Annotated in this window: 19 protein-coding genes; 13 read left to right on the plus strand and 6 right to left on the minus strand. The window is 67.4% G+C overall.

The features are described from left to right. Positions 1–67 precede the first annotated feature (67 nt). The 3 genes from BLS74_RS20205 to BLS74_RS20215 all read right to left on the minus strand — a co-directional run bounded on the left by BLS74_RS20205 (position 68) and on the right by BLS74_RS20215 (position 4,553). On the minus strand, positions 68–1,282 hold the full coding sequence (locus BLS74_RS20205) for a DesA family fatty acid desaturase (protein WP_093108933.1): 1,215 nt from the start codon (positions 1,280–1,282) through the stop codon (positions 68–70). A gap of 131 nt (positions 1,283–1,413) precedes the next feature. Next, complete coding sequence (locus tag BLS74_RS20210) at positions 1,414–2,685, minus strand: RsmB/NOP family class I SAM-dependent RNA methyltransferase (protein ID WP_093108934.1); 1,272 nt, start codon at positions 2,683–2,685, stop codon at positions 1,414–1,416. 11 nt (positions 2,686–2,696) lie between these two features. Beyond that, positions 2,697–4,553 (minus strand): M48 family metalloprotease, encoded by a 1,857-nt coding sequence (locus BLS74_RS20215; RefSeq protein WP_093108935.1) that lies wholly within the window; start codon positions 4,551–4,553, stop codon positions 2,697–2,699. 35 nt (positions 4,554–4,588) lie between these two features. On the opposite strand from BLS74_RS20215, the gene BLS74_RS20220 reads away from it, so the two are divergent. Beyond that, positions 4,589–4,825, plus strand: a complete 237-nt coding sequence (locus BLS74_RS20220) for a DUF1653 domain-containing protein (RefSeq protein ID WP_093109080.1) — start codon at positions 4,589–4,591, stop codon at positions 4,823–4,825. A 19-nt stretch (positions 4,826–4,844) separates the two neighbouring features. On the opposite strand, the gene BLS74_RS20225 is transcribed toward BLS74_RS20220, so the two are convergent. After that, positions 4,845–5,183, minus strand: coding sequence for an I78 family peptidase inhibitor (locus tag BLS74_RS20225; protein WP_170855666.1), 339 nt, complete (start codon positions 5,181–5,183; stop codon positions 4,845–4,847). Positions 5,184–5,217: 34 nt separating this feature from the next. Then, positions 5,218–5,802: a phosphoribosylglycinamide formyltransferase gene (gene purN / locus BLS74_RS20230; RefSeq protein WP_093108937.1), complete on the minus strand. Its 585-nt coding sequence runs from the start codon at positions 5,800–5,802 to the stop codon at positions 5,218–5,220. 143 nt (positions 5,803–5,945) lie between these two features. Between purN and BLS74_RS20235 the strand changes: the two genes are divergently transcribed. The 3 genes from BLS74_RS20235 to BLS74_RS20245 all read left to right on the plus strand — a co-directional run bounded on the left by BLS74_RS20235 (position 5,946) and on the right by BLS74_RS20245 (position 9,733). After that, entirely contained in the window at positions 5,946–7,127 is a 1,182-nt protein-coding gene (locus tag BLS74_RS20235; protein WP_093108938.1) for an acyl-CoA dehydrogenase family protein, read from the plus strand. A 24-nt stretch (positions 7,128–7,151) separates the two neighbouring features. Then, complete coding sequence (locus BLS74_RS20240) at positions 7,152–8,267, plus strand: acyl-CoA dehydrogenase family protein (RefSeq protein WP_093108939.1); 1,116 nt, start codon at positions 7,152–7,154, stop codon at positions 8,265–8,267. Between the two features lie 86 nt (positions 8,268–8,353). After that, entirely contained in the window at positions 8,354–9,733 is a 1,380-nt protein-coding gene (locus BLS74_RS20245; RefSeq protein ID WP_093108940.1) for an alpha/beta fold hydrolase, read from the plus strand. Positions 9,734–9,754: 21 nt separating this feature from the next. Here BLS74_RS20245 and BLS74_RS20250 read toward each other — a convergent pair whose 3' ends face one another. Then, positions 9,755–10,312 (minus strand): HNH endonuclease, encoded by a 558-nt coding sequence (locus BLS74_RS20250; RefSeq protein ID WP_093108941.1) that lies wholly within the window; start codon positions 10,310–10,312, stop codon positions 9,755–9,757. 165 nt (positions 10,313–10,477) lie between these two features. On the opposite strand from BLS74_RS20250, the gene BLS74_RS20255 reads away from it, so the two are divergent. The 9 genes from BLS74_RS20255 (at position 10,478) to BLS74_RS20295 (ending at position 20,587) form a co-directional block, all read left to right on the plus strand. Next, positions 10,478–11,515, plus strand: coding sequence for a bifunctional riboflavin kinase/FAD synthetase (locus BLS74_RS20255; protein ID WP_093108942.1), 1,038 nt, complete (start codon positions 10,478–10,480; stop codon positions 11,513–11,515). Positions 11,516–11,630: 115 nt separating this feature from the next. Beyond that, complete coding sequence (gene ileS / locus BLS74_RS20260; RefSeq protein WP_093108943.1) at positions 11,631–14,468, plus strand: isoleucine--tRNA ligase; 2,838 nt, start codon at positions 11,631–11,633, stop codon at positions 14,466–14,468. Beyond that, on the plus strand, positions 14,468–14,968 hold the full coding sequence (lspA, locus tag BLS74_RS20265; protein ID WP_170855667.1) for a signal peptidase II: 501 nt from the start codon (positions 14,468–14,470) through the stop codon (positions 14,966–14,968). Before ileS ends, lspA begins: the two co-directional genes overlap by 1 nt. 106 nt (positions 14,969–15,074) lie before the next feature. Continuing rightward, the gene (locus BLS74_RS20270) at positions 15,075–16,070 is read left to right on the plus strand and encodes a LacI family DNA-binding transcriptional regulator (protein ID WP_093108945.1); all 996 of its coding nucleotides are present in this window, start codon (positions 15,075–15,077) and stop codon (positions 16,068–16,070) included. 32 nt (positions 16,071–16,102) lie between these two features. Continuing rightward, on the plus strand, positions 16,103–17,113 hold the full coding sequence (locus tag BLS74_RS20275) for an ABC transporter substrate-binding protein (protein ID WP_093108946.1): 1,011 nt from the start codon (positions 16,103–16,105) through the stop codon (positions 17,111–17,113). Continuing rightward, positions 17,110–17,916, plus strand: a complete 807-nt coding sequence (locus BLS74_RS20280; RefSeq protein WP_093109081.1) for an ABC transporter permease — start codon at positions 17,110–17,112, stop codon at positions 17,914–17,916. Before BLS74_RS20275 ends, BLS74_RS20280 begins: the two co-directional genes overlap by 4 nt. Positions 17,917–17,923: 7 nt before the next feature. Beyond that, the gene (locus BLS74_RS20285; RefSeq protein WP_093108947.1) at positions 17,924–18,721 is read left to right on the plus strand and encodes an ABC transporter permease; all 798 of its coding nucleotides are present in this window, start codon (positions 17,924–17,926) and stop codon (positions 18,719–18,721) included. Continuing rightward, positions 18,711–19,769: an ABC transporter ATP-binding protein gene (locus BLS74_RS20290; protein WP_093108948.1), complete on the plus strand. Its 1,059-nt coding sequence runs from the start codon at positions 18,711–18,713 to the stop codon at positions 19,767–19,769. The genes BLS74_RS20285 and BLS74_RS20290 overlap by 11 nt, the downstream gene beginning before the upstream one ends. Further along, complete coding sequence (locus BLS74_RS20295) at positions 19,766–20,587, plus strand: phosphodiesterase (RefSeq protein ID WP_093108949.1); 822 nt, start codon at positions 19,766–19,768, stop codon at positions 20,585–20,587. Before BLS74_RS20290 ends, BLS74_RS20295 begins: the two co-directional genes overlap by 4 nt. Positions 20,588–20,622 lie beyond the last annotated feature (35 nt).

Below are 20,622 nucleotides of genomic sequence, written 5' to 3' on the forward strand. Positions count from 1 at the left end.
GGTTTTTTGTTGCCCAAGAAAAAGCCGGCCCGCAGGCCGGCTTTGGATCGAGGCAAAAGGTTGCCCGTCAGGCGCGCGCCGCGCGCAGGCGGGTGGAGAACTCACGCAACCCTGCGATGCCGCTGGCTTCGGCACGGTGGCACCAGGCAGCCAGATCGGCGGCCAGTTGCTCGCGCGACTGCGAGGTGTTGAGCCACAGCTGGCGAAGTTCTTCGCGCATCGTCACCATCTTGTCGAGCACCGGGTGCGCAGCACGTGCCTGCACCAGGTTTGAACGGGCTGCAGCGGGCACCTTGTCGTCGTCGCGGTGCAACCAACGCTTGGCGGCCTTCAGCACCGACAGATCGGCACCCTTGGCCTTCAGCGACGCCAGCTCTGCCTTGGTGGCACGGCGCATTTCGCGCGCATAGCCGGCCATCACTTCGTAACGATTGGCGATGACAGCCTCGAGGGTCTTCTGGTCGGCCACCGGCTGGATGTCGCCCAGCTGCATCTTCGGCGGCACCTTCTTGACCTTGGCCCAGCCGAGCTTCTGCATCAAGCGGATGTAGACCCAGCCGATGTCGAACTCGTACTTCTTGACGGAGAACTTCGCCGAGGTCGGGTACGTGTGATGGTTGTTGTGCAATTCTTCGCCACCAATGATCAGGCCCCAGGGCATGATGTTGCGGCTGGCGTCGGGCGCCTCGAAGTTGCGGTAGCCCCAGTAGTGGCCGATGCCGTTGATCACGCCGGCCGCCGTGATCGGGATCCAGAGCATCTGGACCGCCCACACGGCCATCCCGAGCGTGCCGAAGAGCGCCAGGTTGAGCACCAGCATCAGGCCCACGCCCTGCCAGCTGTAGCGCGAATAGAGGTTGCGCTCGAGCCAGTCGTCCGGCGTGCCATGGCCGTAGCGCTCCATCGTTTCCTTGTTCTTCGACTCGGCGCGATAGAGCTCGGCGCCGCGCCACAGCACTTCGTCGATGCCCCGGACCTGCGGGCTGTGCGGGTCTTCTTCGGTTTCGCACTTGGCGTGGTGCTTGCGGTGGATCGCCACCCACTCCTTGGTCACCATGCCGGTGCCCAGCCAGAGCCAGAAACGGAAGAAATGCGAAGGAATCGGGCCCAGATCCATGGCCCGGTGCGTCTGCGTGCGGTGCAGGAAGATCGTGACCGCGGCGATCGTGATGTGCGTGGTGAACAGCGTGTACAGCACGACTTGCCACCACGCGAGATCCCACAAGCCGTGTCCGAGCCATTCGATGGCCGCGCTCAGAACGGCAGAGTCAGGAAGCAACATTGAGTTCGGTACTCCATGGCCGCACGAAGGTGCAGCCTTCAGGTAACCTGTGATTTTAAGGCTTCGGCCCCGAAAAGGGGGCTAAATCCTCGATCGAGCGCAAGTTATCGCTCTTCTTTGGGTCTTCTTGCCTACTTCCGGCTCCAGACCGCGGCAAAGAAACCATCGGTGGCATGACGGTGCGGCCAGAGGCGCAGATAGCGCTTGCCGCCTTCGCCGCCGGCACCGAGGCCTTCGGCGCCCGCGACCTTCAGGCCACTCAGCACTTCCACGGCGTCCTGCGGCTCGAAATCCGGGTTGGCGGCGCCAAAGGCCTCGGCGATGGCCTCGTTTTCCTCCGGCAGCACGCTGCAGGTGGCGTAGACAAGGCGGCCGCCCGATTTCACGAGCCGCGCGGCGCTCTGAAGAATCGCCGTCTGCTTCGCTGTCAATTCCTCGACCGACTTCGGCGACTGCCGCCACTTGAGGTCCGGATTGCGCCGCAGCGTGCCCAGGCCCGAGCATGGCGCATCGACCAGCACCCGGTCGATCTTGCCGGCCAGGCGCTTGATGCGCTCGTCGCGCTCGTGGGCGATGGCGGCGGGATGCACGTTCGAGAGCTTGCTGCGCGCTAGGCGCGGCTTGAGCGCATCGAGCCGGTGCGCCGAGGTGTCGAAGGCGTAGAGCCGGCCGGTGTTGCGCATCGTGGCCCCGATGGCAAGCGTCTTGCCGCCCGCGCCGGCGCAGAAGTCCACCACCATTTCGCCGCGCTTGGCATCGAGCAGCAGCGCCAGCAGCTGCGAGCCCTCGTCCTGCACCTCGACCGCGCCGCGCGCGAAAGCATCGAGCTTCGCGAGCGCGGGCTTGCCGTCGATGCGCAGGCCCCAGGGCGAGAACGGCGTCGCGACCGCCTTGATGGCGGCCAGCGCAAGCTCTTTCTGCACATCGGGCCGCTTGTCGGTGAGCGCATTGACCCGCAGGTCGAGCGGCGCGGGCTGCTGCAGGCTTTCCACCAACGGCCAGAATCCGTCGCCCAGCTGTGCCTTGAGTGGCGCCACCAGCCATTCGGGCAGGTTGTGGCGATGGCGCTCCAGCAGGTCGTCGGGTTTGACGGCGTCGCAGTTGTCGAGCCAGCGCTTTTCGACATCGCTGAGCGCGCTCTTCAGGAAATCGCGCGGACCGTGAAATCCGAGGATGGCCATGCGCCGTTCCTTCGGCCCGCTGCCGGAGGGCGACAGATGATCGAAGAGGAGCTTCTTGCGCAACACGGTGTAGACCGTCTCGGCCAGCGTGGCGCGCTCGCGCGGTCCGAACTCGCGGTGCTCACGGAAGAAGCGGGAAACGACCTGGTCGGCAGGGTGATCGAATTTCAGGACGAGGCCGACCAGATCGGCGCAGGCCTCGAGAAGGGCTTTGGGGTGCATGCCCCATTGTCTCAGCCGGCCGTGCGCGTCCAGACCGGCCCGAAGGCCTGACGCTCGATTTCCGCGAGGGTGGGCGAATGCCCGGCCCACAGCACCAGCGCGGCGCCGGGCAGGCTCAAGGTCTGCTCGAGCTGGCGGCACAGGTTCCAGCGCTCCTCGTCGGGCAGCCCCGGCAGTTCGACGAATACGACGTAGGCGCGGCGCCATGGGAATTCGCGCAAGTTTTTGCGTACCAGCCAGGCCCGCGAGATCGGGCTGCAACGGACCAGGTCGGCTCTCAACTCGCCGAGCTCGAACTCGCTCAGGTCATGGCGCGCGATCTGGCTGAAGAAGGGCGTACTGGTGATCTCCTCCCAGGCGCGCTGCTCGGCCGCCTCGGCCGCCTTGGCCCGCTCGCGCCACAGTTTGAGCGCGGGCTCGTCGTGCGGCCCGGCATCGGGATCCTCGAGCAGCGCGACGGCGGTCTTGGCGGCCCACCAGCGGCTCGCGGTGCTCGACGCGTGGAGCCGCTCCAGCACGGCAAGGCGCGCAGCCCGATCCTTGGGCGGGAGCGTCTGCGCCAGGCCGCGCAGCGCGCCCGGGTGGTCCGCCGTGATCTGCAACGCGCGTTCGTAGCGGCCGCGCACATCGGCGACTGCATTGATACGGCGCTCGCAATCGGCCCACTCGACCATCTCGTCGGCGTTGTTGCGTCCGGCGCTGCCGGCCAGCGCGGCGACGCGTTCCCGCACGCGTGCGAGGTAGGCGTGATGCTGCTTCCAGTCGCTCGCATGCGTGCGGCGCCATTCCCCATCGAAGTACGCGATCCATTTCGCCTTGTCGGCCAGCAATTCGAGCGCCGACTTCGTCGACCAGACCGGCAGCGCGGCCTTCTCATCGAGCGCTTCGAGCCGGTCGCGCAGCACCGGATGGGTGTCGTCGACATCGCTCACACGCCGCAGCGCGCTGCGCAGCGCCTCGCGCGCCAGATCGGGAGCGACGGGCGCGCAGAGCTGGGCTTCCATCGCGGAGAAGGGCCCGGCCGGCAACGGCTCCTGGGCAGCGCGCGCCCAGTGCCCGGCCCAGAAGGCATCCGCATACCAGGTGCTCTTGACGGCGATCTCGGTCAATGCCGCACCGGCCACGCCGGGCCCGAGCAGGCGGGCCGAGACACGGTCGGCTTCGTACTCGTCCTGCCGCGCCAGCGCAAAGGTCTTGGCGGCGAAGCGCGGGAAGTACCAGCGAAAAAAGGCCTGCGAGGCCAGCGCCATCACGCCCTCGTCGTTCTGCAGGCTGGCATCGAGCTTGAGCCAGGACAAGCGCGTGCGGTAGATCCAGGCGCTCAGCTTGCCGTGGTTCCCGCGCAGGTGGCCGTACTCGTGCGCCAGCACCGACAGCAGGCGCCGCTTGTCCAGCGCCATCAGGAGCGGCAATCCGACGCTCAGGTAGTTGACCGCACCCCCGAAGAGACCGAAGCGCGGCAGCTGGCGGATGCTGGCGTTGAACTCGCTGTCGAGGTAGACGTGATGGACCGGCGGGCCATCGATCTTCTGTCGGATGCGGTCGAGTGCCTCGAAAAGCGCCGGCGCATCCTCGCGCGCAAGCTGCACGCCCTCGGGCTCGTCGAAGCGCACCCACAGCGCACGCAGCGTGGCCCACAGCAGGCCCAGCGCGAAGAGCAGAAGCCAGCCGCGCGTGAAATTGAAGCGCCCCTGCCCCATCGACGCAACGACCCAGGCGATGATGCCGACCGCGAGCGCCAGGCATGCAATCACCCACAGATAGCCCAGTGCGGCGAAAGCAGCGACGCCGCGCCGGTAGCCGTTGCTGTCGTCCGCGCTGGCATGCTCGCTCAATCGGACCAGATGAACAAAATCGGCTCGATCCATCTCGACCTTTCAATCCCTTGAGGACAATGCCCAGCGTGACCGACGACGACCTTCCGCCCCTGATCGAAACACCGCCCGGCCGCTACCGGCATTACAAGGGCGGCGAATACGAAGTGCTCGGCACCGTGCGCCACAGCGAGACGCTGGAGCCGATGACGCTGTATCGAGCGCTCTACGGCGCGCGCGGGCTGTGGGTACGCCCGGCGGCGATGTTCGGCGAGACCGTGGAGATCGACGGCTTGCCACAGTTGCGTTTCGTCAAGCTCGGCTAGAGGAAAGCCAGAACGACCTTCAGCCGCAGCGCACCGCCGTCACGCGGTTGCGCGCATCGACGACGAGGTTGAGCCGGACCGCGTTGAATTCCATCGTGACCGCCTGGTTGGGCGTGAGGATGCGCACACTCTCAGCGCCGGCGCGGACGCGGGCCGCGGCCTCGAGCTGCGCCGAGGCGGGTTGGCCGATCGCGAACTTGGCGCCGTCGGCGTTGCATTGCGCTTGCGGCGCGGGCGCCGGGGCGGCAGCCACCGGTGCGGGCGCTGGCGCCGGAGCGGGCGCAGGTGCAGGAGTGGCGCAGCCGGACAACAGCGCGGCGGCAGCCAGCGCGGACAGCAACAGGTGACGGCTTCTCACAAACGATTCTCCGAGCGGGGAAAACCAGATTGTGTCATTTTGTTTCATCAAGCCAGTCCGCAATGGCTTGCGGGTAAACCCTATGTTCCTGCGCCAGCACACGGGCTGAAAGCGTCTCGGGCGTGTCGTCCGGCAGGACCGGTACCACCGCCTGCGCGAGGATCGGCCCATGGTCGAGCTCGACCGTCACCTGGTGCACCGTCACGCCTGCCACCCGGCAGCCCGCCTCGATCGCGCGGCGGTGAGTATGCAGCCCCGGAAAGGCCGGCAGCAGCGAAGGATGGATGTTGATCAGCCGCCCTTCATAGCGGGCCACGAAGCCCGGCGTGAGGATGCGCATGAATCCCGCAAGCACCACCAGCGCCGGCGCATGCGCATCGACGGCATCGGCCAACGCCGCATCGAAGGCCTCGCGGGTGGCGAAGTCCTGGTGCGGGATCACCGCGGTCGCGATGCCTTGCGCCTGCGCCAAAGCGAGACCCGGCGCCCCCGCCTTGTTGCTGATGACCGCTGCGACGCGCGCACCGAAGCGCTGCGCCCAGCGCTCACGCGCGGCGGCATGCACGATGGCCGCCATGTTGGAGCCGCTGCCGGAGATCAGGATCACGATGTTCTTCATGGGAGGCGGGATTATCTGTGCTCGTTTCCCCCGATCCCATTTGTCGCGGCGCGGACACCGCGAACTAGCACGACCGTGCTAAAACCAATCGGTCCGACGGACGCGCCGCCTCCGCGGCGCTCGATCAACACAGCGAGGCAAGCATGGATTTGAGCTTCACGCCCGAAGAACAGAAGTTCCGCGAAGAGATTCGCGCCTGGGTCAAAGACAACCTTCCCCAAGACATCTCCCACAAGGTGCACAACGCACTGGAACTCACGCGCGAAGACTTGCAGCGCTGGGCCAAGATCCTCGGCAAGAAGGGCTGGCTGGGCTACGGCTGGCCGACCGAATTCGGCGGCCCCGGCTGGAGCGCGATCCAGAAGCACCTGTTCGAGGAAGAAACCGCGCTGGCCGGCGCGCCGCGCATCGTCCCCTTCGGTCCGGTCATGGTGGCGCCGGTGATCCAGGCCTTCGGCAATGCCGAGCAGCAGAAGCGCTTCCTGCCCGGCATCGCAAGCGGCGAGGTCTGGTGGAGCCAGGGCTACAGCGAGCCCGGCTCGGGTTCCGACCTCGCTTCGGTGAAGACCAAGGCCGAACGAAAGGGTGACAAGTACATCGTCAACGGCCAGAAAACCTGGACCACGCTCGGCCAGTACGGCGAATGGATCTTCTGCCTGGTGCGCACCAGCAACGAGGGCAAGCCGCAGACCGGCATCAGCTTCCTGCTGATCGACATGAAGTCACCCGGCGTCACGGTGCGACCGATCAAGCTGCTCGACGGCAGCCATGAGGTCAACGAAGTCTGGTTCGACAACGTCGAAGTGCCGGCCGAGAACCTGATCGGCGAAGAAAACAAGGGCTGGACCTACGCCAAGCATCTGCTCTCGCACGAACGCACCAACATCGCCGATGCGAACCGCGCCAAGCGCGAGCTGGAGCGCCTGAAGCGCATTGCCAAACGCGAGGGCGTTTGGGAAGACCAGCGCTTCCGCGACGAGATCGCCAAGCTCGAGGTCGACGTGATCGCTTTGGAGATGCTGGTGCTGCGCGTGCTCTCGGCCGCCACCTCGGGCAAGAACTCGCTCGACATCGCGGGCCTGCTCAAGATCAAGGGCAGCGAGATCCAGCAGCGCTATTCCGAACTCATGATGCTGGCGGCGGGCCCCTTCGCGCTGCCGCTGATCCGCGAAGCCATGGCAGCCGGCTGGCAAGGCGACTTCCCCGGCGGCCACGCCGAAGTGGCGCCGCTCGCGACGACCTACTTCAACATGCGCAAGACCACCATCTACGGCGGCAGCAACGAGGTGCAACGCAACATCGTCGCCCAGACCGTTCTGGGCTGAACGCAGGCATCAAGGATCAAGACAATGGACTTCAATTTCAGCGATGACCAGCAACAGCTTCGCGACGCCGTCGCCAAGTGGGTCGAAAAAGGCTACGGCTTCGAGCGCCGCCGCGGCATCGAGGCCGCCGGCGGCTTCTCGCGCGAAGCCTGGGACGAGCTGGCCGAACTGGGCCTGTGCGGTCTCTACATTCCCGAAGACGAGGGCGGCCTCGGCATGGGGCCGGTCGAGGGCATGGTCGTGATGGAGGAGCTGGGGCGCGGCATCGTGCTGGAGCCGCTCGCCCAGTCCTTCATCGCCGGTGCCGTGCTCGCAGCGCATGCCGACGAGGACACCAAGGACAGCTGGCTGCCGCGCATCGCAGGCGGACAGGCCCTGGTCGTGCTCGCACACCAGGAACGCAAGGCGCGCTATCGACTCGACGTCTGCGAGGCCAGCGCGGTCAAGGACGGCGATGGCTATCGCCTGAACGGCAGCAAGAGCGTGGTGCCGGCCGGCGACGAGGCCGATGCCTTCATCGTCCCCGCGCAGTTGGACGGCAGGATCGCGCTCTTTCTCGTCCCGCGTTCCGAAGACGGCGTGGCCGCACGCGGCTACGGCACGCAGGACGGCAGCCGCGCCGCCGAAGTCGTGTTCGACAAGGCCGCCGCTACCCTCATCACGAAAGATGGCCTGCCCGCACTCGAACACGCGGTCGACATCGGCATCGCCGCGGCCTGCGCCGAAGCCGTTGGCGTAATGGACAAGACGCTCGCCCTCACGGTCGAGTACATGAACACGCGCAAGCAATTCGGCGTGGCGATCGCGAGCTTCCAGGCCCTGCGCCACCGCGTGGCCGACATGAAGATGCAGCTCGAACTCGCGCGCTCCATGAGCTACTACGCAACCCTGAAACTCAACGCACCGGCCGCCGAGCGCCGCCAGGGCGCCGCGCGCGCCAAGTACCAGCTGGGCGTGTCGATGCGCTTCATCAGCCAGCAGTCGGTGCAACTGCACGGCGGCATCGGCGTGACCGACGAGTACATCGGGAGCCACTACTTCAGGAAGCTGACGCAGCTGGAGATGAGCTTCGGCGATACGCTGCACCACCTGGGCGAGGTATCGTCGCGCATGCAGGACACCGCCGGCGTCTTCGCCTGACACACGGAACTGCTATCTTTTCCCGATAGCACCGCGCCCGCCAGCCCTGCGCTCGCGGGCGCTTTTTTGTATTGGAGCCTGCCCACATGCACACTCGCCGTCATCTGATCGCCCTCTGCCTCGCCACGACCATGCTCGCCGCCTGCAACACCGCGCCTCTTTCCAGCGAGCGGCCGCCGATCGTGTTCATGCACGGCAACGGCGACTCCGCCGCACTGTGGCAGACGACGCTGTGGCGCTTCGAATCGAACGGCTGGCCGCGCGAACGGCTCTTCACGGTCGACCAGCCCTTTCCGCTGGCGCGCGACGACGATGCGGTGGCGCAGCCGGGGCGCAGTTCGACCGCCGAGTCGATGGCCTTCCTGAAAGCGGAGGTCGAGCGCGTGCTGAAGACCACGGGCGCCAGCAAGGTCGTCCTGATCGGCAACTCGCGCGGCGGCAACACGATCCGCAACTACGTGCAGAACGGCGGTGGCGACCAGGTCGTGAGCCACGTGGTACTGGGCGGCAACCCGGCGCACGGCATCTGGGCCGTCAAGGGGCTGCGCGAGGGCAACGAGTTTTCCGGCCTGAGCCCCTTCATGCAGCGGCTCAACGCACCGAAGAACGGGGCCGGCGACGAGGTCACGCCGGGCGTGAAGTGGCTGACCGTGCGCTCCGACAACAACGACAAGTACGCACAGCCCGACGGCGTGTGGATCGGCGCCAAGGGCACGCCCACGAACATCGGCTTCGACGGTCCGGCGCTCAAAGGCGCGACCAACGTGGCGCTTCCGCGCGTCGACCATCGCGAAACTTCGTTCTCGCCGGCCGCCTTCGATGCGGGCTGGCGCTTCCTGACCGGCGAGGCCCCGCGCACGCTGCAGCCGGTGGCCGAATCGACGATCACGCTGTCGGGCAAGGTCACGGGCCTGGGGCTCGATCCGCTCCATCCCGCGAGCGGCACCTTCGTCAACAACCTGCCGTTCGCCGGCGCCCGGCTCGCGATCTTCGCGGTCGATACCGCGACCGGCGCACGCCGCGGCGCAGCCGCGTGGGAGCAGACCATCGCGCAGGACGGCCGCTGGGGCCCCTTCAACGCGCAACCGGCCACGGCCTACGAATTCGTGCTGAGCGCGCCGGGCTATGCCACCACGCACATCTACCGCAGTCCCTTCCCGCGTTCGAGCGCCGTGGTGCAGTTGCGGCCCGAGCGCATCGCCGAAGCCGATCGCGACGCCAAGGCGCTGGTCGTCTTCACGCGGCCGCGCGGCTATTTCGATGCCCAGCGCGACGCCATGCGCTTCGACGGCCAGGCCACGCTGCCCGGGGTGCCGCCGCAGGGCGCGGGCGTGTCGAGCTCGAAGCTCAAGCTTTCAAGTGATGCGCTGCGCAGCGTCGTGGCCGAGTTCAATGGCGAACGCGTGGCCGGCCAGAGCTGGCCGGCGGCACAGGGCGATGTCAGCGTGCTCGAGCTGACCTACTAGCAGATCGAGATCGGCCCGGCGCTAGCCGTGCAGCCGCGAGCTGTGCGGCAAGTGCGCCATCAGGAACTCCATCTGGTCGGCCAGGATGCGGCGGTTGCGCAGGATGAAGTCTTCCCACAGGCTGGGCACGTAAGGCGCGTAGAGCAGCGGCATGTTGGCCTGCTCGGGCGTGCGGCTGCTCTTGCGGTGGTTGCAGGGCTTGCAGGCCGTGACCACGTTCATCCAGGTGTCGATGCCGTTCTGCGCGAACGGGATGATGTGCTCGCGCGTGAGTTCTTCCTCGTGGAAGTGGCCGCCGCAATAGGCGCAGACGTTGCGGTCGCGTGCGAACAGCTTGCTGTTGGTGAGGCCGGGGCGCTGCGTGAAGGGGTTGATGCGCGGCACGCCCTTGGTGCCGATGATGCTGTTGACCGCGATCTGCGACTGCTCGCCCGTGATCGCGTTGTGGCCCCCGCGGAACAGCGCGACCTGCGCGCCGACTTCCCAACGCACTTCGTCCGCCGCGTAGTGGATCACCGCCTGTTCGAGCGAAATCCACGATTGGGGCAGCCCTTGGGCCGACAACTTCAAGACCTTCACCACACGCCTCCTCGACAAAAGAAGAACCACGGAAAGACCAGGCCATCACGCCTGCCGGAGGGCTTGCGGATGACGCACTGCGTCACAATATACCGGCTTTGTGACAAAAAGCCCCGAATGGGCCCATTCGGCGGGCGCAAAGCGCTATCAAAAAGATATCAACCGATGCAGGTTTTCCGGGGTTTCAGGCATCCGGGTGTGGCTCCGGCCTGCGCCCTGACCATTGGCAATTTCGACGGCGTGCACCGTGGCCACCAGGCCATGCTGGGGCTGCTCAACACCGAGGCGCGCCTGCGCGGGCTGCCCAGCTGCGTGCTGACCTTCGAGCCGCATCCGCGCGACTACTTCGCCGCCGTCAACAAGCGACCCGAACTGGCGCCGGCGCGCATCGGCACGCTGCGCGACAAGCTCAGCGAGCTGGCGGCCAGCGGCGTGGCACAGACCATCGTGCTGCCTTTCGATGCCCGCCTCGCCTCGCAGACCCCCGACGAATTCATCCAGCACGTGCTGATCGAGGGCTTGGGCGTGCGCTACGTGCTGGTCGGCGACGACTTCCGTTTCGGCGCCAAGCGCGCCGGCGACTACGCGATGCTCGACCAAGCCGGCGACCGGCATGGCTTCGACGTGGCGCGGATGATGAGCTACGAAGTGCACGGCCTGCGCGTCTCGAGCTCCGCCGTGCGCGAGGCGCTGGCCGAAGGCCGGATGGGTGACGTGCAGGCCCTGCTCGGCCGGCCCTATGCGATCTCCGGCCATGTGGTGCACGGCCGCAAGCTCGGCCGCGCGCTGGGCGCCTCGGAGCCCGGCCGCGACGACGGCTTCCGCACCCTCAACCTGCGCTTCAAGCACTGGAAGCCGGCCGCCAGCGGCATCTTCGCGGTGCTGGTGCACGGTCTCGGCGATGCACCACTGCATGGCGTCGCCAACCTCGGCGTGCGTCCCTCGCTCGACGCCAACGATGTCAACGCCGGCCGGGTGCTCTTGGAGACCCATTGCCTCGATTGGCCGGCCCACCTCGGCGCGGAAGGGGCCTACGGTAAAATCGTGCGCGTGGAACTGCTGCACAAACTGCACGACGAATTGCGCTACACCAGCCTCGAGGCCCTCACGGCGGGCATCGCGAAGGATGGCCGCGACGCACGTGCGTTCTTTGCTTCCACCCACGCCGAAACCCATCGCCAGACCACGCGCGACCGAATTTAGCCCTGCACGCACCGTGCTGCCGCCCTTCGACAAGCTCAGGGCGAACGGCTTTTTATTCGCGCCGACGCCTAACCGTTCGGGCTGAGCCTGTCGAAGCCCTGTTTCGAACTCCATCATGTCTGACGTTGCACCCTCCATCGACTACCGCGCCACGCTGAACCTGCCCGACACCCCCTTCCCGATGCGCGGCGACCTGCCCAAGCGCGAACCGGGCTGGGTGAAAGAGTGGAACGACGAAGGCCGCTACCACCGCCTGCGCGACGCGCGCCACGGCGCGCCCAAGTTCATCCTGCACGACGGCCCGCCGTACGCCAACGGCCAGATCCACATGGGCCACGCCGTCAACAAGATCCTGAAGGACATGATCACCAAGGCGCGCCAGCTCGAGGGCTACGACGCGCTCTACGTGCCCGGCTGGGACTGCCACGGCCTGCCGATCGAGAACGCGATCGAAAAGAAGTACGGCCGCAACCTGAGCCGCGACGAGATGCAGGCCAAGAGCCGCGCCTACGCGACCGAGCAGATCGCGCAGCAGATGGGCGACTTCCAGCGCCTGGGCGTGCTGGGCGAATGGGACCATCCCTACAAGACCATGGACTTCGCCAACGAGGCCGGCGAGCTGCGCGCCTTCAAGCGCGTGATCGAGCGCGGCTTCGTCTACCGCGGGCTCAAGCCGGTCTATTGGTGCTTCGACTGCGGCTCTTCGCTGGCGGAGTTCGAGATCGAATACGCCGACAAGAAGAGTCAGACGCTCGACGTCGCCTTCAAGGCGCACGAGCCGGCCAGGCTCGCGGCTGCCTTCGGCCTGCCGGCGCTCGCCAAGGACGCTTTCGTCGTCATCTGGACCACCACCGCCTGGACCATCCCCGCCAACCAGGCCCTCAACCTGAACCCCGAGCTCGACTACGCGCTGGTCGATACTGAGCGCGGCCTGCTGGTGCTGGCCGCTTCGCTGGTCGAGATGTGCATGAACCGCTATGCGCTCGACGGCAAGGTGCTGGCCACCGCCAAGGGCGAGAAGCTCGGCGGCCTCGAGTTCGAGCATCCGCTCTACGACGTCGATGCCGGCTACCGCCGCCTGTCGCCGGTCTACCTGGCCGACTACGCGACGGCCGACGACGGCACCGGCATCGTCCACTCCTCGCCGGCCTACGGCGTGGACGACTTCAACTCCTGCATCGCGCACGGCGTCGCCTACGACGACATCCTGAACCCGGTGCAGGGCAACGGCAGCTACGCGCCCGACTTCCCGCTCTTCGGCGGCCAGAACATCTGGAAGGCCGTGCCGCACATCATCCAGACGCTGCGCGATGCCAACCGCCTGCTCACGACCGAGACCATCACCCACAGCTACCCGCACTGCTGGCGCCACAAGACGCCAGTGATCTACCGCGCGGCGGCCCAGTGGTTCGTCCGCATGGACGAAGGCGAAGGCGTGTTCACCAAGGACAAGGCGCCCAAGACCCTGCGCCAGATGGCACTGGATGCGATCGAAGAGACCAGCTTTTACCCGGAGAATGGCAAGGCCCGCCTGCACGACATGATCGCCAACCGGCCCGACTGGTGCATCAGCCGCCAGCGCAGCTGGGGCGTGCCGATCCCCTTCTTCCTGCACAAGGACTCGGGCGAGCTGCATCCGCGCACGATGGAGATCCTCGACCAGGCGGCCGACATCGTCGAGAAAGGCGGCATCGAGGCCTGGAGCCGCGTGACGGTCGAAGAGATCCTTGGCGCCGCCGACGCGCCCCACTACACCAAGAGCACCGACATCCTCGAGGTCTGGTTCGACTCGGGTTCGACCTTCTTCCACGTGCTGCGCGGCACGCACCCGAACGTCCACCACCAGACCGGCCCGGAAGCCGACCTCTACCTCGAAGGCCACGACCAGCACCGCGGCTGGTTCCACTCGTCGCTCTTGATCGCCTGCGCACTCGAAGGCCGCGCGCCCTACAAGGGCCTGCTGACGCACGGCTTCACCATCGACAGCCAGGGCCGCAAGATGAGCAAGTCGCTCGGCAACGGCCTCGACCCGCAGGAAGTCAACAAGAAGCTCGGCGCCGAGATCATCCGGCTCTGGGTCGCGGCCAGCGACTATTCGGGCGACATCGCGGGCGACGACAAGATCCTTGCGCGCGTGGTCGACGCCTACCGGCGCATCCGCAACACGCTGCGCTTCCTGCTCGCCAACACCAGCGACTTCGACATCGCGAAGGACGCGGTGCCGCGGGGCGAGCTGCTCGAGATCGACCGCTATGCCTTGAGCCGCGCCGCGCAGTTCCAGGCCGAGGTGCTCGCGCACTACAAGGTCTACGAGTTCCACCCGGTGGTGGCCAAGCTGCAGGTGTATTGCTCGGAAGACCTCGGCGCCTTCTACCTCGACATCCTGAAGGACCGCCTCTACACCACCGCGCCCGGCTCGCACGCGCGGCGCAGCGCGCAGACGGCGCTGTGGCACATCACGCAGGCGATGCTGCGCTGGATGGCGCCCTTCCTGAGCTTCACTGCCGAAGAGGCGTGGAAGTTCGTCGGCAACGGCGAGTCGATCTTCACCCAGGTCTTCAGCGACCTGGGCACGCCCGACGAGGCGCTGCTCGCCAGGTGGAGCCGCATCCGCGAGATCCGCGACAGCGTCAACAAGGAAATCGAAACCGTGCGCGCGGCCGGCCAGGTCGGCTCCTCGCTGCAGGCCAACGTGAAGCTCGTCGCGCCGGCCGAGGACCACGCGCTGCTGGCCTCGCTCGGCGACGACCTCAAGTTCGTCTTCATCACCTCCGCCGTCGAGCTGGCGGCCGGCGACAACCTGTCGGCGCAGGTGACGGCGAGTTCGGCCACCAAATGCGAACGCTGCTGGCACTGGCGCGATGACGTCGGGCACGACCCAGCGCATCCGGCCATCTGCGGCCGCTGCACCAGCAACCTCTACGGTGCCGGCGAAGCCAGGAGCATCGCCTGATGGCCACCCGCTCCCTCGCCGCGCCGCGCACCGGCATCTGGCCCTGGCTCGGCTTGGCCCTGGTGATCCTGATCCTCGACCAGTTCACCAAGACGCTGATCCTCGGCTACTACAAGCTCGGCGATGCCACCTACATCACGAGCTTCTTCAACATCGTGCGCGCCCACAACACCGGCGCCGCCTTCTCCTTCCTCGCGGATGCGGCAGGCTGGCAGCGCTGGTTCTTCACGGCCGTCGGCGTGGCTGCGGCCATCTTCATCGTCTGGATGCTCAAGTCGCATGCCGGGCAGAAACTGTTCTCCTTCGCCATGGCCGCGATCCTCGGCGGCGCGATCGGCAACGTGATCGACCGCTTGATGCACGGCTACGTGGTCGACTTCCTCGACTTCCATCTCGCGGGCCGGCATTTCCCGGCCTTCAACGTGGCGGACAGCGCGATCACCATCGGGGCGATCTGTTTGATCCTCGACGAACTGCGGCGCGTCCGGCGCGGGCGCTGAACCACCTTTCCTGAGTCGCCAAGGGTTTGCCCTTGGCCACCCGTTGTCATGACGGGGTCACACTGCGGCGCTGAAATGTAATCGATTACATAACAGCAACGCCGCCATGAGCATCCAGTCCGTCGCCGAGAAAGCCGGGGTCTCCGTGGCCACGGTCTCGCGCGTCTTCAACTTCCCGGACAAGGTGACGCCGGCCACGCGCGAGCACGTCGAACGCGTCGCCGGCGAGCTCGGCTATCTGCCCAATTCGAGCGCCCGCACGCTGCGCACCCAGCGCAGCCGGGTGCTCGGCGTGGTGCTGCCCACGCTGCTGAATCCGGTCTTCGCCGAATGCCTGCAGGGCATCGCCCGAGCCGCCGCCGCGGGCGGCTACGCGATCATTCCGGTCACCACCGGCTACCAGCTCGACGAGGAACAGCGCGCGGTCAATCTGCTCCTGGCCGGCAATGTCGACGGCCTGATCCTGGTGGTCTCCAACCCGGCCACCTCGGCCGCGCTCGAGCGGCTGCGCGGCGCCGGCCTTCCCTATGTGCTGGTCTACAACCGGCACCCCGAGCACCCCTGCATCTCGGTGGACAGCGAGAGCGCGGTGGCGGGCGCCGTCGCGCGCCTGGTCGAGCTCGGGCACCGCCGCATCGCCATGGTCAGCGGCACGCTGGCCGCATCGGACCGCGCACAACAACGCTGGCGCGGCTTTCTCCAGGGCATGGCGACTGCCGGGCTCGAGCCGCCGGCACTGGTCGAAGTGCCGTTCATCGAAACCGCCGTCGACGAACTGACGCGCTTTCTCGAAGCCGCGCCGCGGCCCACCGCCCTCGTCTGCTCCAACGACCTGTTGGCCATCCGCAGCATCCGCGCGGCCCATCTGAGCGGGCTGCAGGTGCCGCGCGACCTGAGCGTGATCGGCTTCGACGGCATCGCGCTCGGCGAGGACCTGACGCCGGCGCTCAGCACCGTGACCCAGCCGAACGGCGACATCGGCCGCCACAGCGTCGAGCTGCTCGTGCAGGCGCTGGCCGGCGGCACGGTCCCGAACGCCGGCGCGAGCCTCGTGCTGCCCCATGCGTTTCGCGCCGGTGAATCCTGCGCACCAGTCCCCTGACCCACCCGTCCCTCCTCAATCAAGGAACTCCCATGTCACTGCCTCTCCATCGCATCGCCCGCGCCGCGCTGCTGGCCCTCGGCCTCGCCGCCGGCTCGGCCATGGCGCAGACCGCCATTTGCTACAACTGCCCGACCGAATGGGCCGACTGGGGCACGCAGCTGCGCGCCATCAAGGCCAAGACCGGCATCACCGTGCCGCCGGACAACAAGAATTCCGGCCAGTCGCTCGCGCAGCTGGTGGCCGAGAAGGCCAGCCCGGTCGCCGACGTCACCTACCTAGGCGTCACCTTCGCGATCCAGGCGCAGAAGGACGGCGTGGTCCAGGCCTACAAGCCCGCCGCATGGCAAGACATTCCCGACGGCCTCAAGGACCCGGCGGGTCAGTGGTTCACCATCCACTCGGGCACGCTCGGCTTCATGGTCAACGTCGACGCGCTGCGCGGCAAGCCGGTGCCCAAGTCCTGGGCCGACCTGCTCAAGCCCGAGTACAAGGGCCTGATCGGCTACCTCGATCCGGCCTCAGCCTTCGTCGGCTATGTGGGCGCGGTCGCGATCAACGAGGCGCGCGGCGGCTCGCTCGACAACTTCGCGCCGGCGATGGACTACTTCAAGGCGCTGCAGAAGAACGAGCCCATCGTGCCCAAGCAGACCTCCTATGCACGCGTGCTGTCCGGCGAGATCGCGATCCTGCTCGACTACGACTTCAATGCCTACCGCGCCAAGTACAAGGACAAGGCCAACGTCGCCTTCGTCATCCCGAGCGAAGGCACGGTGGTGGTGCCCTACGTGATGAGCCTGGTCGCCAACGCGCCGCATGCCTCCGAAGGCAAGAAGGTGCTGGACTTCGTGCTCTCCGACGAAGGCCAGGCGCTCTGGGCCAAGGCCTACCTGCGGCCGGTGCGCGCCGGTGCGATGCCCAAGGAGGTCGAGGCGCAGTTCCTGCCGGCCGCCGAGTACGCACGCGCCAAGTCCGTCGACTACGGCCGCATGGCGCAGGCCCAGCGCGCGTTCTCCGACCGCTATCTGAAGGAAGTGCGCTGAACATTCATCAGCGTTGGCTGCTGCCGGCCTGCCTGGCGCCGGCGGCCGTGTTCTTCCTCGCCTTCTGGCTGCTGCCGGTGGCGCGCCTGCTCGCGTTGCCGGCGGCCAAAGGCTGGGAGACCTACTTCGCCGTGCTGACCGACGGCCGCTACCTGGCGAGCATGCTCAACACGGTCGCACTGTCGCTGGCGGTGACGGTGGCGACGCTGGTGCTCGGCAGCGCGGTCGGCATCTACCTGGCGCGCCGCGCCTTTCCGGGCCGGCGCCTGCTGCTGTCGCTGCTGACGCTGCCCTTGTCCTTTCCGGGCGTGATCATCGGTTTCTTCGTGATTCTGCTCGGCGGCCGCCAAGGGCTGGTCGCCGACCTGGGCGCGGCCTTCGGCCTGGAGCGCATCACCTTCGCCTACGGCCTGCTCGGTCTCTTCCTCGCCTATCTCTACTTCTCGCTGCCGCGCGCCATCGCCACCTACGCGGCGGCCGCCGAGGCCATGAACCTGCAGCTGGAAGAAGCCGCGCGCTCGCTCGGCGCCTCGCGGCTGCGCGTGGTGCGCGACGTCTGGCTGCCGGAACTCGCGCCGACCACGGTGGCCTGCGGCGCGATCCTGTTCGCCACCTCGATGGGCGCCTTCGGCACCGCGTTCACGCTCGCGAGCAAGTTCGAGGTGATCCCGATCACGATCTACAACGAGTTCACCAACTACGCCAACTTCGCGCTCGCGGCCTCGCTGTCGATCGCGCTGGGCCTGGTGACCTGGGCCGTTCTCTTCGTGGCCCGGCATTTCGGCGCGGACCCCACGCGCTAGGCAGGCGATGCGCACCACCACCACACCCGCTCCGTTCCTGCTGACCGTCACCGTGCTCGTGAGCCTCTTCATGATCGCGCCGATGCTGCTGTCGATCATGGCCGGCCTGGTCAACAACTACAGCGCCGGCATCAAGAGCGGGCTGACCCTGCGCTGGCTCGGCGAAGTCTGGGAGGTCTACGGCAACACCGTCGGCTGGTCGATCGCGCTCGCCCTGGGCTGCGTGATCGGCACGCTGCTGCTGGGCGTGCCCTGCGCTTACGCGCTGGCGCGCAGCCGCACGCGCGCCGCCCGCGCCTTCGAGGAACTGATCACGCTGCCGGTGGCGGTGCCCGGCCTCGCCACGGCACTGGCGCTGATCCTGGCCTACGGCCAGCTCACCGCCTTCCGCCAGAGCTTCGCCTTCATCCTCGTGGGCCACATCGTGTTCACGCTGCCCTTCATGGTGCGCACCGTGTCCTCGGCCTTCCAGCGCGACGAACTGCTTGCGCTGGAAGAAGCCGCGCGCTCGCTGGGCGCGAACTTCAGGCAGCGCTTTCTCGGCGTGCTGGTGCCCGCGGTGTTCCCGGCCATCGTGGCCGGCAGCCTGATGGTGTTCACCCTGTCGGTCGGCGAGTTCAACCTCACCTGGATGCTGCACACGCCGCTGACTCGCACCCTGCCCGTCGGCCTGGCCGACAGCTATGCATCGATGCGACTGGAAATCGGCTCGGCCTACACGCTGGTCTTCTTCATCGTCATCCTGCCGGTCCTGTGGGGCCTCCAATACTTGGCCCATCAAGTGCAAAGACGCTATGGAACTTGAGCGCATCCCCGTCGATATTTCCAACTGCGCGAAGACCTATGCCGACGGCACGCGCGGCCTGCTGCCGACCACGCTGCATGTCGAGCCCGGCGAGGTGCTGGCGCTGCTCGGCCCCTCGGGCTGCGGCAAGACCACGCTGCTGCGCCTGATCGCCGGCCTCGAGTCGCCCGACGAAGGCAGCCGCATCGTTTTCGGCGAGCAGGACGTGACCGACCGGCCGGTGGAGCAGCGCGGCGTCGGCATGGTGTTCCAGAGCTACGCGCTCTTCCCCCAGATGACGGTGGAAGCCAACATCGGCTATGGCCTGCGCATCCGCGGCGTGGCGCCGGCCGAAGAGCGGCGCCTCGTCGGCGAGCTGGTCGATCTCACGCGGCTCGGTGGCCTGGAGAAGAAGCGGCCCGCCGAGCTCTCCGGCGGCCAGCGCCAGCGCGTGGCGCTGGCCCGCGCGGTGGCTGTGCGCCCGCGCGTGCTGCTGCTCGACGAGCCGCTGGCGGCGCTCGATGCCAAGCTCAAGGAGTCGTTGCGCGACGAACTGGCCGAGCTGCTGCGCAGGCTGCACATCACCGCCATCCATGTCACGCACGACCAGCAGGAAGCCATGGCGATCGCCGACCGGCTGGCCGTGATGAGCGCCGGCCGCATCGTGCAGATCGGCCGCGGCGAGGAGCTCTACCGCGCGCCGCAGCATCCCTTCGTGGCCGAGTTCCTGGGCCGCGTGAACCGGCTGGAGCGCGCGCCCGACGCGGTCGCCGAGGGTGTGCTGCGTCTGGGCGGCGCGGCCTTTGCTTGCCCGAGCGCATGGACGACGCACACGACGCTGCTCATCCGGCCCGAAGACCTGGAGGTCGGCGTGCCCCAAAGCGGCTGGGGTGCAGCCCGGGTCGAGCAACGCACCTTTCTCGGCGACCGCGTACAACTCAAGTTGCGCGCGGAGGGACAGCCGCTGCTCGTCGCCGATGTCGGCCGCGACATCGCTTTCCGCCCGGGCGACAGCGTCGGCATCCGAATCGATCCCGCCCGCCTCATGACCTCCCAGGAGCTCGCATGACCACCTTTCTCGTTCAACTGAGCGACCTGCACATCCGCGAACCGGGCCGCCTCGCCTACGGCCGGCTCGACACTGCCCCCTATCTGCAGCGCGCGGTGCAATCCATCCTGCGCTTGAAGCAGCAGCCCGACGCGGTGGTGATCACCGGCGACCTGAGCGACTTCGGCCGCGCGGCCGAATACGCCCATCTCGAAGAATTGCTGGCGCCGCTTTCGATGCCGGTCTACCTGATGCCCGGCAACCACGACGACCGCGAACAGTTGCGCCGCATCTTTCCCGGCCACGCCTACTTGGGCACCGAGGGCTTTGTCCAGTTCGCGGTGAAGATCGGCGACCTGCGCCTGCTCGCGCTCGACACCTGCGTGCCGGGCCAGAGCCATGGCACCCTTTGCGAACAGCGGCTGGCCTGGCTCGAAACGCAGCTCGATCTCTACCGCGGCGAGCCCGTGGTGGTCGCGATGCACCATCCACCCTTCGAGACGCTGATCGGCCACATGGACGAGATCGGCCTGCTGGAGGGCGCCGAAGCGCTCGAAGCCCTGATCGCGAGGCATCCCAAGGTCGAACGCGTCATCTGCGGCCACCTGCACCGCGCCATCGACGTGCGCTTCGGCGGCAGCATCGCCTCCACGGCGCCGTCCCCGGCGCACCAGGTCGCGCTCGACCTGGCGCCGGATGCGTCTTCGGCCTGGATGCTGGAGCCGCCCGGCTTTCGAGTCCATGCCTGGGCCGGCGAGCGTCTGGTGACCCATCTCGTGCCGAGCGGCACCTTCGAAGGCCCGTATCCCTTTCACGACAACGGCGCGCTGATCGACTGAGGCGGGCCGGATGTGCGGCGTATAGTCCTCCGCTT

This window comes from Variovorax sp. CF079 (genome assembly GCF_900101545.1).
Lineage (GTDB): Bacteria > Pseudomonadota > Gammaproteobacteria > Burkholderiales > Burkholderiaceae_C > Variovorax.

Coding starts and splice junctions, on each gene's coding strand:
- BLS74_RS20205 (WP_093108933.1), bottom strand. CDS start 1,282: ATGTTGCTTCCTGACTCTGCCGTTCTGAGCGCGGCCATCGAATGGCTC.
- BLS74_RS20210 (WP_093108934.1), bottom strand. CDS start 2,685: ATGCACCCCAAAGCCCTTCTCGAGGCCTGCGCCGATCTGGTCGGCCTC.
- BLS74_RS20215 (WP_093108935.1), bottom strand. CDS start 4,553: ATGGATCGAGCCGATTTTGTTCATCTGGTCCGATTGAGCGAGCATGCC.
- purN (WP_093108937.1), bottom strand. CDS start 5,802: ATGAAGAACATCGTGATCCTGATCTCCGGCAGCGGCTCCAACATGGCG.
- BLS74_RS20235 (WP_093108938.1), top strand. CDS start 5,946: ATGGATTTGAGCTTCACGCCCGAAGAACAGAAGTTCCGCGAAGAGATT.
- BLS74_RS20240 (WP_093108939.1), top strand. CDS start 7,152: ATGGACTTCAATTTCAGCGATGACCAGCAACAGCTTCGCGACGCCGTC.
- BLS74_RS20245 (WP_093108940.1), top strand. CDS start 8,354: ATGCACACTCGCCGTCATCTGATCGCCCTCTGCCTCGCCACGACCATG.
- BLS74_RS20255 (WP_093108942.1), top strand. CDS start 10,478: ATGCAGGTTTTCCGGGGTTTCAGGCATCCGGGTGTGGCTCCGGCCTGC.
- ileS (WP_093108943.1), top strand. CDS start 11,631: ATGTCTGACGTTGCACCCTCCATCGACTACCGCGCCACGCTGAACCTG.
- lspA (WP_170855667.1), top strand. CDS start 14,468: ATGGCCACCCGCTCCCTCGCCGCGCCGCGCACCGGCATCTGGCCCTGG.
- BLS74_RS20270 (WP_093108945.1), top strand. CDS start 15,075: ATGAGCATCCAGTCCGTCGCCGAGAAAGCCGGGGTCTCCGTGGCCACG.
- BLS74_RS20275 (WP_093108946.1), top strand. CDS start 16,103: ATGTCACTGCCTCTCCATCGCATCGCCCGCGCCGCGCTGCTGGCCCTC.
- BLS74_RS20285 (WP_093108947.1), top strand. CDS start 17,924: ATGCGCACCACCACCACACCCGCTCCGTTCCTGCTGACCGTCACCGTG.
- BLS74_RS20290 (WP_093108948.1), top strand. CDS start 18,711: ATGGAACTTGAGCGCATCCCCGTCGATATTTCCAACTGCGCGAAGACC.
- BLS74_RS20295 (WP_093108949.1), top strand. CDS start 19,766: ATGACCACCTTTCTCGTTCAACTGAGCGACCTGCACATCCGCGAACCG.